The 14,915-nt window shown below is 69.1% G+C and carries 12 protein-coding genes; 10 read left to right on the forward strand and 2 right to left on the reverse strand.

Annotated features, from left to right (window positions below; genetic code table 11):
• Positions 1-124 precede the first annotated feature (124 nt).
• From WU80_RS07330 to WU80_RS07370, 9 genes are all read left to right on the forward strand, one after another.
• Complete coding sequence (locus WU80_RS07330) at positions 125-2,164, forward strand: erythromycin esterase family protein (RefSeq protein ID WP_156349494.1); 2,040 nt, start codon at positions 125-127, stop codon at positions 2,162-2,164.
• 11 nt (positions 2,165-2,175) lie between these two features.
• Positions 2,176-3,168, forward strand: coding sequence for a 1-phosphofructokinase family hexose kinase (locus tag WU80_RS07335; RefSeq protein ID WP_055402083.1), 993 nt, complete (start codon positions 2,176-2,178; stop codon positions 3,166-3,168).
• Between the two features lie 64 nt (positions 3,169-3,232).
• Entirely contained in the window at positions 3,233-4,003 is a 771-nt protein-coding gene (locus tag WU80_RS07340; protein WP_055402085.1) for a universal stress protein, read from the forward strand.
• Between the two features lie 5 nt (positions 4,004-4,008).
• On the forward strand, positions 4,009-4,830 hold the full coding sequence (locus WU80_RS07345) for a universal stress protein (RefSeq protein WP_055402086.1): 822 nt from the start codon (positions 4,009-4,011) through the stop codon (positions 4,828-4,830).
• A 53-nt stretch (positions 4,831-4,883) separates the two neighbouring features.
• On the forward strand, positions 4,884-5,555 hold the full coding sequence (locus WU80_RS07350; RefSeq protein WP_055402088.1) for a response regulator transcription factor: 672 nt from the start codon (positions 4,884-4,886) through the stop codon (positions 5,553-5,555).
• 172 nt (positions 5,556-5,727) lie between these two features.
• Positions 5,728-7,377: a GAF domain-containing sensor histidine kinase gene (locus WU80_RS07355; protein WP_197281187.1), complete on the forward strand. Its 1,650-nt coding sequence runs from the start codon at positions 5,728-5,730 to the stop codon at positions 7,375-7,377.
• 88 nt (positions 7,378-7,465) lie between these two features.
• Positions 7,466-7,999, forward strand: coding sequence for a GNAT family N-acetyltransferase (locus WU80_RS07360; RefSeq protein ID WP_197281185.1), 534 nt, complete (start codon positions 7,466-7,468; stop codon positions 7,997-7,999).
• Between the two features lie 11 nt (positions 8,000-8,010).
• Entirely contained in the window at positions 8,011-8,883 is an 873-nt protein-coding gene (locus WU80_RS07365; protein ID WP_055402092.1) for a universal stress protein, read from the forward strand.
• A 16-nt stretch (positions 8,884-8,899) separates the two neighbouring features.
• The gene (locus WU80_RS07370) at positions 8,900-9,268 is read left to right on the forward strand and encodes an STAS/SEC14 domain-containing protein (protein ID WP_055402094.1); all 369 of its coding nucleotides are present in this window, start codon (positions 8,900-8,902) and stop codon (positions 9,266-9,268) included.
• Positions 9,269-9,275: 7 nt separating this feature from the next.
• Here the strand turns inward: WU80_RS07370 and WU80_RS07375 are convergent, their stop codons facing one another.
• A complete protein-coding gene (locus WU80_RS07375) occupies positions 9,276-10,127 on the reverse strand; it encodes a universal stress protein (protein ID WP_231633767.1) in 852 nt (283 codons plus the stop codon).
• A gap of 76 nt (positions 10,128-10,203) precedes the next feature.
• Complete coding sequence (gene otsB / locus WU80_RS07380) at positions 10,204-13,878, reverse strand: trehalose-phosphatase (protein ID WP_055402096.1); 3,675 nt, start codon at positions 13,876-13,878, stop codon at positions 10,204-10,206.
• Positions 13,879-14,021: 143 nt separating this feature from the next.
• On the opposite strand from otsB, the gene WU80_RS07385 reads away from it, so the two are divergent.
• Complete coding sequence (locus WU80_RS07385) at positions 14,022-14,909, forward strand: universal stress protein (RefSeq protein ID WP_055402099.1); 888 nt, start codon at positions 14,022-14,024, stop codon at positions 14,907-14,909.
• Positions 14,910-14,915: the final 6 nt, after the last annotated feature.

The following is a 14,915-nucleotide window of genomic DNA, read 5'->3' on the forward strand; positions in this document are numbered from 1 at the left end:
CCCTACCGCCCACCCCGGCGGACTGGTCGGATGAATCTCGTCATTGGTCTGAAGATACGAGGAGGGATTTCCCATGACCGCCCTTTTCGTCCGCCGGCCGCCGTCGCAGTGAAAGCGGTGCGCGATGACCAGAGCGGCTGACGCGACCCGACACTCGCCGCGCCGCGTGTTCCGCGACCGCAGCGAGGCGGGCCGGGTGCTGGCCAACATCTTGGGGGCCTACCGCGATCGGTCCGACGTGATCGTGCTGGGCCTCGCGCGGGGTGGCATACCCGTCGCGTGGGAGGTGGCGGCGGCGCTGCACGCGCCACTGGACGCCTTCATCGTGCGAAAGCTCGGCGCGCCCGGCCACGAGGAGTTCGCGGTGGGAGCACTGGCGAGCGGGGGCCGCGTCGTAGTCAACGACGACGTCGTGCGGGGCCTACGCATCACCCCGCAGGAGTTGCGCGCGGTCGCCGAGCGTGAGGGTCGGGAACTGATTCGGCGCGAGGCCGCCTACCGCGACGGGCGCCCGCCGGTGGAGGTGGCCGGCAAGACGGTCATCTTGGTCGACGACGGCTTGGCCACCGGCGCAAGCATGTCCGCGGCGGTGCAGGCGTTACGCGAAGCCGAGCCCGCGCACATCGTCATCGCCGTGCCGGCGGCCCCCGAATCGACGTGCCGGGAATTCGCCGGGCAGGTTGACGACGTGGTGTGCGCGAGCATGCCCACCCCGTTCTTCGCGGTCGGCGAATCGTTTTGGGATTTCCGTCAGGTCACCGACGACGAGGTCCGCCGGCTGCTCGCCACGCCGACGACCGAAGCGTCGCGGCGCACCGCGGCGCGGACACCGGCCGAAGTGATTAGCGGGATCGCTATCGACGCACCGGCGGGAGTGCCGCCGCGGGCGGCGCTGGAAGCGCTCGTCGGCGACGCGCGCATCGTGCTGATCGGTGAAAGTTCGCACGGCACACACGAGTTCTACGAGGCTCGGGCCGAAATCACCAAGTGGCTGATCGAGGAGAAGGGTTTCTGCGCCGTCGCGGCGGAGGCGGACTGGCCCGACGCGTACCGGGTGAACCGCTACGTTCGCGGCACCGGCAACGACGCCAGCGCCGAGGAGGCGTTGAGCGGCTTCGAGCGCTTTCCCGCCTGGATGTGGCGCAACACCGTCGTCCGTGACTTCGTCGAATGGCTGCGCGCCCGAAACCGGCTGCAGGAGAACAACGGCCAGCGGCAGACCGGCTTCTACGGCCTGGACCTCTACAGCCTGCACCGGTCGATACGGGAGGTGATCGGCTACCTCGACAAGATCGACCCGGACGCGGCGGCGCGGGCGCGGGAACGGTACGCCTGCTTCGACCACGCCTCGGCGGACGACGGTCAGGCGTACGGCTTCTCGGCGGCCTTCGGAGCCGGACCGTCATGCGAGAAGGAAGCGATCGATCAACTCGTCGAGATCCAGCGCAATGCGCTGGCCTACGCGCGCAGGGACGGACTGCTCGCCGAGGACGAACTCTTCTACGCCCACCAGAACGCCCAGACGGTGCACAACGCCGAGGTGTACTACCGGGCGATGTTCAGCGGGCGGGTCACCTCGTGGAACTTGCGCGACAAACACATGGCGCAGACCCTCGAGGCTCTCCTGAAGCACCTGGACCGCCACCATGAAGTGCCGTCCGCGCGGATTGTGGTGTGGGCCCACAACTCCCACGTCGGTGACGCGCGCGCCACCGAGGTGTGGGCCGATGGACAACTGACGCTCGGTCAACTGGTCCGGCAGCGGCACGGCGACGAAGCACGCCTGCTCGGCTTCAGCACGTACGCGGGCACCGTCACCGCCGCCAGCGACTGGGGTGGCATCGCCGAACGCAAGGTCGTCCGACCGGCGCTCAACGGGAGCGTCGAAGAACTCCTCCACGAGACGGGCAGGGAGGCGTTCCTGGTGTCGCCGCACATCAACCCGGGGGCGGCGGAGCCACTCGACGCGGTGCGCCTGGGGCGCGCCATCGGGGTGATCTACCGACCCGAGACCGAACGGCAGAGCCACTACTTCCATGTCCGGCCCGCCGACCAGTTTGACGCGATGATCCACATCGACCGGACACGGGCGCTGGAACCCCTCGAGGTGACCAGCCTGTGGATCGCCGGCGAGACGCCCGAAACGTACCCGAGCGGGCTCTAGGCACGAGGGAGATGGAGATGCCGGCGGATCGGGAGCCGACCCGAAGAATTGTCACGTTGACCATGAATCCCGCGCTCGATATCACCACGAGTGTGGGCGTCGTGCGGCCTACCGACAAATTGCGTTGCTCGGCTACGCGTTACGACCCGGGCGGCGGCGGGATCAACGTCGCGCGGATCGCGAAGGTCCTCGGCAGCCCAGTGCTGGCGCTGTTCCCGGCGGGCGGGTCGCATGGCGGTCTCGTCACCACCCTGCTCGATGAGGCGGAGGTGCCGGTTCTGCAGATCCCGATCGCCGCGCAGACCCGCGAGAGTTTCACTGTCAACGAGACCAGCACCGGCCAGCAATACCGGTTCGTTCTTCCGGGGCCGGAGCTGAACGCCTTCGAGCAAGAGCAGTGCCTCGACGAACTGCGCTCGGCCGCCCACTCGGCCGAAGTCGTAGTGGCAAGCGGCAGCCTGCCGCCGGGCGTCCCGGCCGACTACTATCAGCGGGTCGCCGACATCTGCCGGGAGCTGGGCGTGAAGCTGATTCTGGACACTTCCGGCGGCGGCTTGCAGCACATCTCCTCGGGCGTATACCTGCTCAAAGCGAGCGTGCGCGAGCTGAGGGAATGCGTCGGCCGCCGACTCGCCACCGAGTCCGAGCAATTGGCCGCCGCCCATCAGCTGATCGACAGCGGCCACGCACAGGTCGTCGTGGTGTCGCTGGGGTCCTACGGCGCGCTGCTCGCCACACGCCATGCGAGCCAACGCTTTCCGGCGGTCCCGATGCGAAGCGGCAGCGGCGTCGGGGCCGGTGACGCGATGGTCGCCGCGATCACTGTGGGCATCACGCGCGGCTGGTCGCTCGCCAAGTCCGTGCGGTACGGGATCGCGGCGGGTGCGGCGATGCTGATGACGCCCGGTACGGCGGTCTTCGAACGCGCCGACATCGAGCGGTTGTTCGAGCTGGTCGCCGAACCGGCGGAGGTGGGGCCGAACGACTTCGCAGCTGAGGCCTAACGGCCCCTCCAGCATGCGCATCGGCGCAATAGCCTGAAAGCGAATGAAACCCTCAGGAGCCGACATGAACGAGCTGGACGCGAAGTCGGTGGTCGTGGGCATCAACGGCTCGCAAGCCGCGGTGAACGCCGCCAAATGGGCTGTCGACGAGGCGGTGAGCCGCCAGCTGCCCCTTCGCCTCGTCTACGTCATCGCCGGCCGAGGGGCGTCGGCCGGGACGGCACCCGGTTCCGAATGGGAGCTGGAGCGCGCCGAAATGGCGCTGTCGCAAGCCGAGTGCGCCCTGCAGCGCGCCGAGAAGCCCGTCGAGGTCGACGCGGTGATCCTGTCCGGGGATCCCGCGCAGGTGCTGGTCGGCCAATCGCAGGACGCCGCCCTGGTCTGCGTCGGCACGGCCAGGCGGGGATGGGCCTCCGACGGGTTGCTGGGCCCGACCGCCGCCGGCCTGGTGGCGCACGCGCACTGCCCGGTCGCCGTCATCCGCACCAATCCCGACGGGTCGCCGACGGAGCTCGGGGTGATCGCCGTCGTGCTCAACGACGAGCCCGACAACGACGAGGTTGTGCACCAAGCCATGGAGGAAGGGCGGCGCCGCCACGCCACCGTGCGGCAGATCGATCGGCGCTTGAACAGCTGGGTCCGCCGTTACCCCGACGTCCACGTCCAGACCGTCGCCGCGGGGACGGGCCTGAAGTCCAGCGGAACACCTTCTAGCGCAATCGAATTGGCGGTTGTGGGCAGCGCCGACGCCGACGAGATGTTCGGGCTGGCCACCCCGAATTGCCATCCGATCGTGGGCTACCCCGACTGCTCGGTGCTCGTGGTGCGCCACTGAGACCGATGTCCGAGCCAGCCAGCACCAAGTCGATCATCGCCGGCATCGATGGTTCCAAAGGGGCGATCCGCGCGGCACTGTGGGCGGTCGACGAGGCGGTGAACCGTGACGTCCCGCTGCGCCTCCTCTACGCGGCGGACCCCGGCGACAGCCGGCACACCGCGGAGACGGTGGTCCGCCAGGCGGTTACGGCCATTCACGCCGCCGGCAAGCCGGTGCACATCGAGAGCGGGATTGTCCAGGGACCCGCGATCGGGTCGCTGATCCGCTCGTCGGCGTCGGCGGCCATGGTATGCGTGGGGGCCGTCGGACTGCGCCACTTCCAGCCGGGACGCGTAGGCTCCACCGCCGCGGCGCTGGCCATCTCGGCCCACTGCCCGGTGGCGATCGTCCGCGGCCGCGACGATCACTCTCAGCGGCCCGGGGAAAAGGCTGTCGTGGAGATCGACGGGGCCCCGGACGCCCTGCTGGGCGCCGCCATCGACGAAGCCCTGATCCGGGGCGCCCCGTTGCATGCGGTCATCGCGCGGCGAACGCCCCCGACCGAGCACGGCGCGGGGGTCAGCGAGGCCGACCGCCGCGCTCTCGCCGACCTCGATCGCCGGCTGGCCCGGTGGAAGCGGCGCCATCCGGAGCTGCGGGTGGAATCGGTGGCGGTGCACGCCGGGCTGCTGGAGTACCTGGCCGGCCTGCGCGGGCCGGTGGGCCTGGTGATCGTCGGCGCCGGCAACCGCCAGCGCGTGGCCGAGTTGGTCGGACCGACCGGCAGCTCGGTGATGCAGGACGCCAACTGTTCGCTGTTGGTCGTGAATCGGCAACATATGTGACTGCCACGTGTGGGATATTGGGCCGAGGCGCGACCGGCAGGAGGGTTTCGTAGATGGTCAAGGTTTTCCTCGTCGACGACCATGAAGTCGTCCGGCGCGGCCTCGCCGACCTGCTCGCATCCGACCCCGAACTTCAGATCGTCGGCGAGGCGGGCTCCGTGTCCGAGGCGAAGGCCCGGATCCCGGCCCTGCAACCGGACGTCGCGGTCCTCGACGTGCGGCTTCCGGACGGCAACGGGATCGAGCTGTGCCGTGACCTGGTCTCCGATCATCCCGACCTGCGCTGCCTGATGCTCACGTCGTTCACCTCCGACGAGGCGATGCTCGAGGCGATCCTGGCCGGCGCCAGCGGCTACGTCGTCAAGGACATCAAGGGAATGGAGCTGGCCCACGCCATCAAGGAGGTGGGCGCCGGGAAGTCCCTGCTGGACAACCGTGCGGCGGCCGCGCTGATGGCGAAGCTGCGCGGCGCGGCGGAGCGCGAAGACCCGCTGTCCGGCCTCACCGAGCAGGAGCGAACGCTCCTCGGGCTGCTCAGCGAGGGCCTGACCAATCGGCAGATCGCCGCCCGGATGTTCCTCGCCGAGAAAACGGTCAAGAATTACGTGTCGCGGCTGCTGGCCAAGCTCGGTATGGAGCGTCGTACCCAAGCGGCGGTGTTCGCGTCGAAGCTGGATCAGCAGGCCGGCCACCCGCAGGCGCCGACCGCCCCGCCGCGCGACTAGCTATGCGTTACGCCTGCGTCGGCAGTCATTCGCTTTGGCGCTTGACATTTTGTGACTAGGCTGATCCTGCCATCTGACATTGAGCAAAAGTGTCGTGGAGGTGTTCGGGATGACGAGCGACGATAGCGGCTCGGCATTCGCCGGACTGGGCCAGCGCGGGTTGGTCGGCAGGATGCATCAGCAGCTCGACGAGATGCTGGCCGCCCGCGACCAGATGGAGCAGTTGCTGCGGGTCATCGTCGAGATCGGCGCGGGCCTCGACCTGGACGCGACGCTGCACCGGATCATCATGGCGGCCAGGCAATTGACCTCCGCCCCCTACGGCGCGCTGGCCATCCGTGACCCGGACGGCAACCTGCTGTCGTTCGTCCACGAGGGAATGGACGCCGAGACGGTGTCGCGCATCGGGCACCTGCCGGTGGGCAAGGGCCTGCTGAGTTTGTCGATGCTGGACACGCCGGCCCTGCGGATGGACGATCTGACCGCCCATCCGGCCGCCGTCGGTTTCCCCGAGCACCACCCGCCCATGCGGGCCTTTCTCGCGGTGCCCATCACCATCCGAGACACCGTGTTCGGCAACCTCTATCTCACCCACGTCGACCCGGCGCGGTTGTTCTCCGAGTCCGACGAGGTCGCCGCCCGCGCGCTGGCATTCGCCGCCGCGGTCGCCATCGACAACGCCCAGATGTTCGAACGCGAGCGGACCGCCGTGAAGTGGATGGAGGCGAGCCGCGAAATCACCACCGCGCTGCTCTCCGACGCCGAGCCGCACCGGCGGCCGCTGCAGCTGATCGCCGACCGCGCCCGCGTCCTGACCGGCGCCGAGCAGGCCATCGTGCTGGTACCGGCCGACCCCGACCTGCCCGATGACGAGGTCGACACGCTGGTGGTCTCGGCGGCGGTCGGCGTGCACGCGACCGAGGTGGTGGGACAGCGGGTGCCCGTGGACGCTTCCACCAGCGGCACCGTCTTCCGCTCGGGCGAACCGCTGATCACCGAGACCCTGCAATATCCGATACAGGCGTTCACCGACGTCGGGCAGCGCCCGGCCATTCTGATGCCGCTGCGCGCCCGCGACGAGGTCGTCGGCGTGATCGCCATCGCCCGCGGCGCCGACCAGCCGCCCTTCGACGAGAGCTACCTCGATCTGGTCAGCGACTTCGCGACGCACGCCGCGATGGCGCTGGTGCTCGCGTCGGCCCGCGACGACGCGCGCCAGGTGACCATCCTGGCCGAGCGCGAACGGATCGCGCACGACCTGCACGACCACGTCATCCAGCGCCTCTTCGCCGCCGGCATGGATTTGCAGGGGACGCTGGCGCGGGCGCGGTCCCCGGAGGTCGCCGACCGGCTCAACCGCACGCTCGACGACCTGCAGACCATCATCGAGGAGATTCGCACGACGATCTTCCAGCTGAAGTCCCCGCCGGGAAAGAACGCCGACTTCCGGTACCGGATTCAGCACGTGGTCGCCGATCTGACCGAGAGCCGCGACGTCGTGACCACGGTCCGCATGCACGGGCCGATGACCGCCGTCGGCGGCGAGCTAGCCGACCACGCCGAGGCGGTGACCACGGAGGCCGTCAGCAACGCCCTGCGGCATTCCGGCGCGTCGCGGCTGACGGTCGAGATCAGCGTCGCGGACATGTTCGTCCTCGACATCGTCGACAACGGCTCCGGCATACCGGCGGACAACACGCGCCGCAGCGGCCTGGGCAACATGACGCGCCGCGCCGAACAACTGGGCGGCGCGTGCGAGATCACCGGTCCGCCCGAGGGCGGCACCCGGGTGCACTGGGTCGCCCCGCTCATCGACCAGTAGCGGCCCCACGCAGCGGGACCAATGGGGGCGGCCGAGGGGTCTAACGGCCCTGGCCCGATCGCGTCGCCCCGCAATAACGTCGAGCAGCGTGGGTGATCGCGCGGTGGACGTCGCCGGTACGGTTCGGCTGCTCGACGGGCGCCTGGTGTCGTTGCGCCCGCTCACGGTCGCCGACGCCGACGCGGTGCTGGCGCTTCATCAGCACCTGTCCGACCATGACCGGTACTTCCGCTTCTTCACCATGCAGCTGTCGCCGCTGCACGACCTGGTTGCCAGGCTCACCGAGCCCGCGGACGGGCTGTACGCGCTCGGAGCCTTCGACGCCGACCGGCTGATCGGCGTGGCCCACTGCGTGGTGGTCGACGACCCGACCGCCGCCGAGGTCGCGATCGTGGTTGCCCACGAAGACCATTCGGTGGGCGTGGGCACCGCCCTGCTCAAGCACCTGGCCCCCATCGCCCGAGCCCACGGCGTCGAACGCTTCGTCGCGGACGTGCTCGGCGAGAATCACCTGATGCTCAGCGTCTTCTTCGACCTCGGGTGGCGTTGCAGGCCCATCGATTACGGGTCGATTCGCCACCTCGAGATCGAGCTACCCGGATCCGACGAGGCGTCAGCGTAGAGGAGCGAACAATGACGGAAAGCGCAAAGAAGTTCGGAGTGCTGGTGTGTGTCGACGGCTCGGCCGCATCCGACGCCGCCGTCGCCTGGGCAACGCGTGAGGCGATCATGCACGAGCTGCCGATCACCCTCATGCACGCCGTGCCGCCCGTCGTGGTCGGCTGGCCGGTGGGCCAGCTGTATGCCGACATGCCCGACTGGCAGCGCGAGGGCGCCGAGCACGTCATGGACCAGGCCCGAAAGACGCTCAGCGCCAGCGTCGGCGACGCCAACCCCCCCGAAATACGCACCGAGACGGTGTATTCGGCCATCGTCCCGGCGTTGATCGAGGCCTCAAGGGACGCGTGGATGCTCGTCACCGGCAGCGAGGGGCTGGGCGCCGTGGGCCGACTGCTGCTGGGCTCGGTGGCCACGGGGATCGTGCACCACGCGCACTGCCCGGTCGCGGTGATCCACTCCGAGGTGACCCCGGACACCGGCGCGCCCGTGGTGCTGGGCATCGACGGATCCCCCGCGTCCGAGGCGGCAACCGCCCTGGCGTTCGACGAGGCGTCGCGGCGGGGAGTGGGGTTGGTGGCGCTGCACGTGTGGAGCGATGTGGGCGTGTTCCCCATCCTGGGCATGGACTGGCACGACCGCGAGAAGGAGGCGCAAGAGATCCTCGCCGAACGCCTCGCCGGCTGGCAGGAGCGCCATCCCGAGGTGCACGTCGAACGGAAACTGTTCTGCGACAAGCCCTCCGAATGGTTGCTGAAGGAATCCGAACACGCTCAGCTGGTGGTGGTCGGCAGCCGCGGCCGCGGCGGATTCCCCGGGATGCTGCTCGGCTCGGTGAGTTCGGCGGTGGCGCAGTCGGCCCGCGTTCCAGTGGTGGTTGTCCGTTGAGAAGGAGGCTCGTAAATTGATCGAATTGCTGACTGACATGCCGGAGAAGGTGATCGGCATCCGCGTCTCGGGGCGCCTGCGCGGGGACGAGCTGCGTGACTTCAAGTCCGAGATCGAGCAGGTGCTAGAGACGGGCGAGGTCCGGATCGTCGAGGTGATCGCGCCCGATTACGAGGGATTCGGGCCGGGCGGATTCCTCGAGGATCTCAAGCTGGGCCTCGGCACCGTCCTGCCGCACCATGCGGCGTTCAAGCGGATCGCCGTGGTCTCCGACAAGGACTGGGTCGCCCACGTCCTGCACGCCGTGGCGTGGATGGTGCCCGGCGAGTTCGCGGTGTTCTCACTCGATGACCTCGACCGCGCCATCCAGTGGGCGGCCGGGTAGTCCGCCGTCAGTCGCGCACGACGAGCACGGAACACCCCGGGCGGCCGCCCGAGTGCGTGGTGACCGGCCCGACCATGCGGGCGACCTTGTCCGCGTCCTCGGTACCGACCACCGCCAGTTGCACGGGTTCCAGTGTGCGCGAGAGAAATTCGGCGGCCCCGCGCCGCGCCGAGACGGGCTGAACGTGGACCTCGCCATGCCGCGATGCCCATGGGCCGAGTCGATGGTTCAGCTGGCTGTACGGGATCTCGCCGAGTCCCCATCGCCAGACCCCCATCGCCAGGATGGACGCGCCACGAAGGCGCGCCTCGCGGAAGCCGTGCTCGAGCACCGCGTCGTTGGCTGGCGATTCCTCGACCGCGACGGCGACGTATCCGCCATCCGGGTGCGCGGCGGCGCGGCCGCTGCGAATGATCGCCACCGGGCAGTGCGCCTTGTGCGCCACGGTGTCGGCGGTCGAGCCGAGCACCTTGCGCGCCACCCAGCCCATCCCCACCGACCCGAGGCAAACCATTGCGGCGTTTTGCGATTCGTCGATCAATACGGCCTCGGATGAGCCGCGCACGATGTCGGATTCGACATCGACCCGCTCGCCCGTCGCGCGAACCGCCGCATCGGCGGCGCGCAAAGACTCCTGGGCGTATTCGATGTCCAGGCTGTCATCGTCGCCATCCCGTTGGGGGATGGCATGGATGAGCCGCAGCGGGATGTTGCGGCTGACGGCTTCGGCGGCGGCCCACTTGGCCGCGTTGATCGCGGCTTCCGAGCCGTCGATACCCACCACGATCCGCTGCGACGCCCGCGGATTGTCCATCGCGTCCTCCTGCTTACCGCCCACCGGGCCACCGCGGCCCCTCACCGGTCAACGCTATGGAGACACGGCCGGCGGAAGCAGGGCCGTTGGACCCCGGTTGGCGGGCGTTGGTCACCAAAGCTCAGGCGACCTCGACGGCGTGCCCGGGCAGCAGGTCCTGCACCCGGCCGCGGCACTCCACCACGATCGACGCGCTGTTTCCCGCCTCGGAGGTCAGCTCGGCCGCCCGGCCGCTGACCCGAAGGTGTAGGCGCTGGCCGCGATACACGAACGGGAACTCGATGGGATCCAAACCTTTTGGCCATTGCGGGCTCAGGATCAGCCGATCGTCACGGGTTTCCAGTCCGGTGAAACACCGCTGCAGCAGGTCGATGCTGCCGGCCATCGCGGCCAGGTGGATGCCTTCAGCGGTGGTGCCGCCCTGGATGTCGACGATGTCGGAGGCGAGGACCTGCACGAAGTACTTCATGGCGTGATGCCGGTTGGCGCGGGTGAGCACCCAGGAGTGGACGAGCGCGCTCAGCGTCGAGCCCTCCGAAGTGCGCGCCAGGTAATAGTCCACGGTCTCCGGGATGCGCTCGGGCGCGAAGCGGTAGCCGAGCCGGCCGAACACGGCCAGCAACTCGTCCGAGGACAGCAAGTAGAACAGCATCAGCACGTCGGCCTGCTTGGACGCTCGGTAATTGTTCACGCTGTCGTTCTCGGCCTCCAGGATCCGGTCGAGGCGCTGAATGTTCCCGTACCGCCGCCGGTAATCGTCCCAATCCAACTCCGCCAGTTGCGCATAGCCCTCGAACTGGCTGATCACGTTGTCGTGGAAGGGCACGAACATGCGCCGCGTCACGTGATCCCACCGGCGCAGCTCCTCGCTCTTCAGGTCGATCTTTCCGACGAGGTCGAGGCGGTCGCGCAGCGGAAGCAGGTCCAACGCATCCATCGCCCGCAGGATGGTCCAGACCGCCATGACATTGGTGTATGCGTTGTTGTCAATCCCGTCGTATTCCTTGCCGGGGTAGCCCGAATGGAACTCGTCCGGGCCGATGATGCCCGTGATCGTGTAGCGGCCCCGGGCTTCGTCAAAGCTCGCCAGCCCCACCCAGAATCGCGCGATCTCGACGAGCATCTCGGCGCCGTAGTCGACCAGGAACTGCCTGTCGCCGGTGACCTGGTAGTGCTGCCACGCGTTGTAGGCGATGGCCAGGCCGACGTGATGGGCGCGGGCGCTGGCGTCGGGATTCCACCGGCCGGACTTCGGATTGAGGTGCAGTTCCTGGCTCACCTCGGTTCCGTCGCTGCCCGACTGCCAGGGATACATGGCGCCCAGATAGCCGGCCCTGCGTGCCGCGCGGCGGGCCTCGGGCAGCCGCCGATAACGGTAAATCAGCAGCGAGCGTGCCACATTGGGCATCCGTACGGACAGCACCGGTGAGACGAACAGCGAATCCCAGAAGACGTGTCCGCGGTAGGCCTCGCCGTGCAGGCCCCGGGCGGGGACGCCGGCGTCGAGTTCGGCGGTGTGCGGGGAGAGCGTCTGCAGCAGGTGCACCAAGTGCAACCGCAGGATGCGCAGCGCGTCCGGGCCGTCGGTCAGGCCGATGGCGCATTGCTCCCACAACAGGTCCCAGGCCCGGGCGTGCTGGCGGTGCAGCTCGGCGTACCGGCCGGCGGCGTCGAGGTGCTGCTGGGCGGCGCTGGCCGGCTCCGAGATCGCGCTGTCCCTCCCGGTGAAGATCGTGGCGACCTTCTCGCAGGTGACCGATTGCCCCGCGGCCAGCGCCACCTCGATGTCGTGGCCACCACGGTCGGGCTCTCGCACGAATTCATAACGCGCGGCGGCCCGTTCGTCGTCGCACCACACGGTGCTGCGGGCGGCCACCGCGATGGCGATGCGCGACTGTGACGTCTCGGTGCGCAGGATCACCGATTCGGACCCGTACTCGTCGATCCCCGGCGCCGCGAGGTGGGTGCTGGACAGCGACTGGTAGCGCTCGACCATGGTGTTGCGCACGCCGCCGTCCAGCAGCGAACGGAATTCGACCGTGCCCGACCAGTTCTGGGCGCCGATCGTCGTTTGCATCGCGAACACGTGCGGCTGGCGCATCGACGCGAACCGTTGCTGAGTCAGCGTCGTGATCTGGCCCGCGGCGTCGGCGAATCGCAGGGTGCGGGTCAAGGTCGCGTGTCGCAGGTCGAAAGTCTGCCGGTAGAACAGCAATTCGACGTCGTCGATGTCGAACCAGGCGCCGCCGTTGATCCGGAAGGTCAGCGACAGCCAGTTGGGCAGGTTGACCAGGCTTTCGTTCTGCACGGTCCGCCCCGCGATCCGATCGGTTAGCGTGTTGTAGATGCCGGCCGCGTAGGTGCCGGGGTAGTGCGCCTCGCCCGCCGTCGTCTCGGGGGCGCAGCCACGGGTGGCGGCGTAGCCATTGCCCACGGTGCACAGCGTTTCACGCAGCCGCTCATACTTCGGGTCGTAGCCCTCGTACACCAGTTCCCACGGATCGTTGGGTGCGGACGCCGCCTCGTGCAGATCGTCGGCCAGCCGCCGGACGAAATCGCACACCGCGGACGGATCAGCCAGGCTGAGCAGCGCGGCGGAGGGACGATCGCCGTCCTCGGTGTGCCGCAGCGCAATTCCCACGCCGTCGAATTGAACAGCGTCGAACGCGTCTTCGTCGGTGAGGTCGTCGCCGACGTAGATCGGCAACACGGAGTCGCCACCCGTTTGCTCGATCTTCTCCAGGATCCAGTTAAGCGTCCTGCCCTTATCCCACTCGATGCTCGGTCGAAGCTCGATGACTCTGCGTCCCGTCGTGACCCGCAGGCATTGGGACCGCCCGACTTTGCGTGCCGTCGCGACGACCCGGTCGACGTGTCCTGGATCCGCGTTGCGATAGTGGACCGCGACGGCAAACCGCTTGTGCTCCACATGAACCCCGGGCACATCGGCGAGCAGCTCGGCCAGCCCACCGGCCGCCCGCGTCAGGGCGTCGGTGGCGCCGATGGCGGCGGCGTTGTCGTGGTGGGTCCCGTCGGGTGCGATGAGTTCGAAGCCGTGGCTGCCCGCGTACCACAGCCCGTCGAGCCGTACGCGGTCGCGAAGATCGGCCAGATCGCGGCCGCTAATCACCGCGACGGGGCATTCCGCGGCCAGCGCGCGCAGCGCTTCGAGCGCGCCGTCCACCAGGGTGGCGGATTCCGGCTGGGCGACGATCTCGGACAGCGTGCCGTCGAAGTCCAGGAACACCGCCGGCCGTCGACTCGCCACCAGCTCCTTGAGCTGGCCGTAGACACCCATCGCGTCGGCGATGGTCGACAGCGGCGCGCCCCCGCGCCGCACCGAGATCTCCGGAAGGTCGGCGACGATTCTGTCCGCGCCGTAGGACAGCATCCCGTCGGCCCCGCCGTTGCGCTCCAGGCCGATGACGAGGCCGAAGCCGCCGTCCCGCCCGGCGGTCAGCCCCGCCTCGCCGCAATCGATGAGGACGCACCGCACCGGGCGCACGCCCAGGCGTGCCGCCGACGTCACCACATCGGGCCGCTCGGCGCCGTCCGGCGAGCCGACGGCGACGTCGACGAGGTAGTCAATTCCCGCCTCGCGCAACAGGTGCGCGCAGTCTCCGCTCGCGGAATAGACGGCGGTGGCGACGCCGACCTCGCGCAGCCGCCGCAGAAAGGCGGCGGAAGAGTCGCGCGCCTCGACGGGGCCGGTCGCCGGCTGCGCCACCAAACAGTCGAGTCCCAGGATCACCGCGTCGTGGTAGCGCCTGTCGACGCTCACCGGCCATTCGGTCATTTCTCTGACGATGTTCCAGTGCCCGGCACCCGTCAAGGCCCACCGCCCCACGGAGGCCTCATGGCCATGCGGTTGGGGACTAAAGCCTCATGATCGACGCGCGTTCGCGCCATAGCGTTTTGGGGGAGGAGAGGGAGAACGCCATGTCCGCACTAGCCAACCGGCACGGCATCGTCGTCGGAATCGACGGATCGCCGGCCTCGAACGCCGCCGTATGTTGGGCGGCGCGTGACGCGGCGATGCGACACGTACCGCTGACCGTGGTCCACGTGGTGAACGCGGCCGTGCCGATGTATCCGGCCCTTCCGCTGTCGACGGGCGTGGCGGTGTGGCAGGAAGAGCAGGGCCGGCAGGTCCTCGAACAGGCGGTCAAGATCGCCGAAGAGGCGGTCACGACGGACCGCAAGGTCGACGTCCGCAGCGAGCTCCGATGTGCACCCCCGGTGCCGACCCTGGTCGAGATGTCCAAAGAGGCCGAGATGGTCGTCGTCGGCAGCAACGGGCGCGGGGCGCTGGGCAGGCTGCTGCTCGGTTCGGTGAGCAGCAGCGTGGTGCGCGGCGCGCGCTGCCCGGTCGCCATCATCCGCGACGAGGACCCGCTCATGGAGCATCCCCAGCAAGCCCCGGTGCTCGTCGGCATCGACGGGTCCCCGGCCTCGGAGGTGGCGGTGGGCGTCGCGTTCGACGAAGCGTCGCGCCGCGGCGTCGAATTGACCGCGCTGCACGCGTGGAGCGACGTCGACGTCTTCGAACTCCCCGGCGTTGACTGGTCGGCGGTGAAGGGTGAAGCCGAGCGGAGCCTGGCCGAACAACTGGCCGGCTGGCAGGAACGCTATCCCGACGTCACCGTGAACCGGGTCGTCGTCGCCGACCGGCCGGCGCGCCAGCTCGTCGAGCAGTCGGAATCCGCCCAACTCGTCGTCGTGGGCAGCCACGGCCGGGGCGGCCTGTCGGGTGTGCTGCTGGGTTCGGTCAGCAACGCCGTCGTCCACTCGGTCCGCATGCCCGTCATCGTGGCCCGGCCGTCGTAGGCCACG

The sequence above is a fragment of the Mycobacterium sp. UM_11 genome (assembly GCF_001414075.1).
In the GTDB taxonomy this organism is placed as follows: Bacteria; Actinomycetota; Actinomycetes; order Mycobacteriales; family Mycobacteriaceae; genus Mycobacterium.

Bases quoted from the DNA above. Each gene is read 5' to 3' on its own strand.
- WU80_RS07330 (WP_156349494.1), top strand. From the start codon at position 125: ATGACCAGAGCGGCTGACGCGACCCGACACTCGCCGCGCCGCGTGTTC.
- WU80_RS07335 (WP_055402083.1), top strand. From the start codon at position 2,176: ATGGAGATGCCGGCGGATCGGGAGCCGACCCGAAGAATTGTCACGTTG.
- WU80_RS07340 (WP_055402085.1), top strand. From the start codon at position 3,233: ATGAACGAGCTGGACGCGAAGTCGGTGGTCGTGGGCATCAACGGCTCG.
- WU80_RS07345 (WP_055402086.1), top strand. From the start codon at position 4,009: ATGTCCGAGCCAGCCAGCACCAAGTCGATCATCGCCGGCATCGATGGT.
- WU80_RS07350 (WP_055402088.1), top strand. From the start codon at position 4,884: ATGGTCAAGGTTTTCCTCGTCGACGACCATGAAGTCGTCCGGCGCGGC.
- WU80_RS07355 (WP_197281187.1), top strand. From the start codon at position 5,728: ATGCATCAGCAGCTCGACGAGATGCTGGCCGCCCGCGACCAGATGGAG.
- WU80_RS07365 (WP_055402092.1), top strand. From the start codon at position 8,011: ATGACGGAAAGCGCAAAGAAGTTCGGAGTGCTGGTGTGTGTCGACGGC.
- otsB (WP_055402096.1), bottom strand. From the start codon at position 13,878: ATGACCGAATGGCCGGTGAGCGTCGACAGGCGCTACCACGACGCGGTG.
- WU80_RS07385 (WP_055402099.1), top strand. From the start codon at position 14,022: ATGTCCGCACTAGCCAACCGGCACGGCATCGTCGTCGGAATCGACGGA.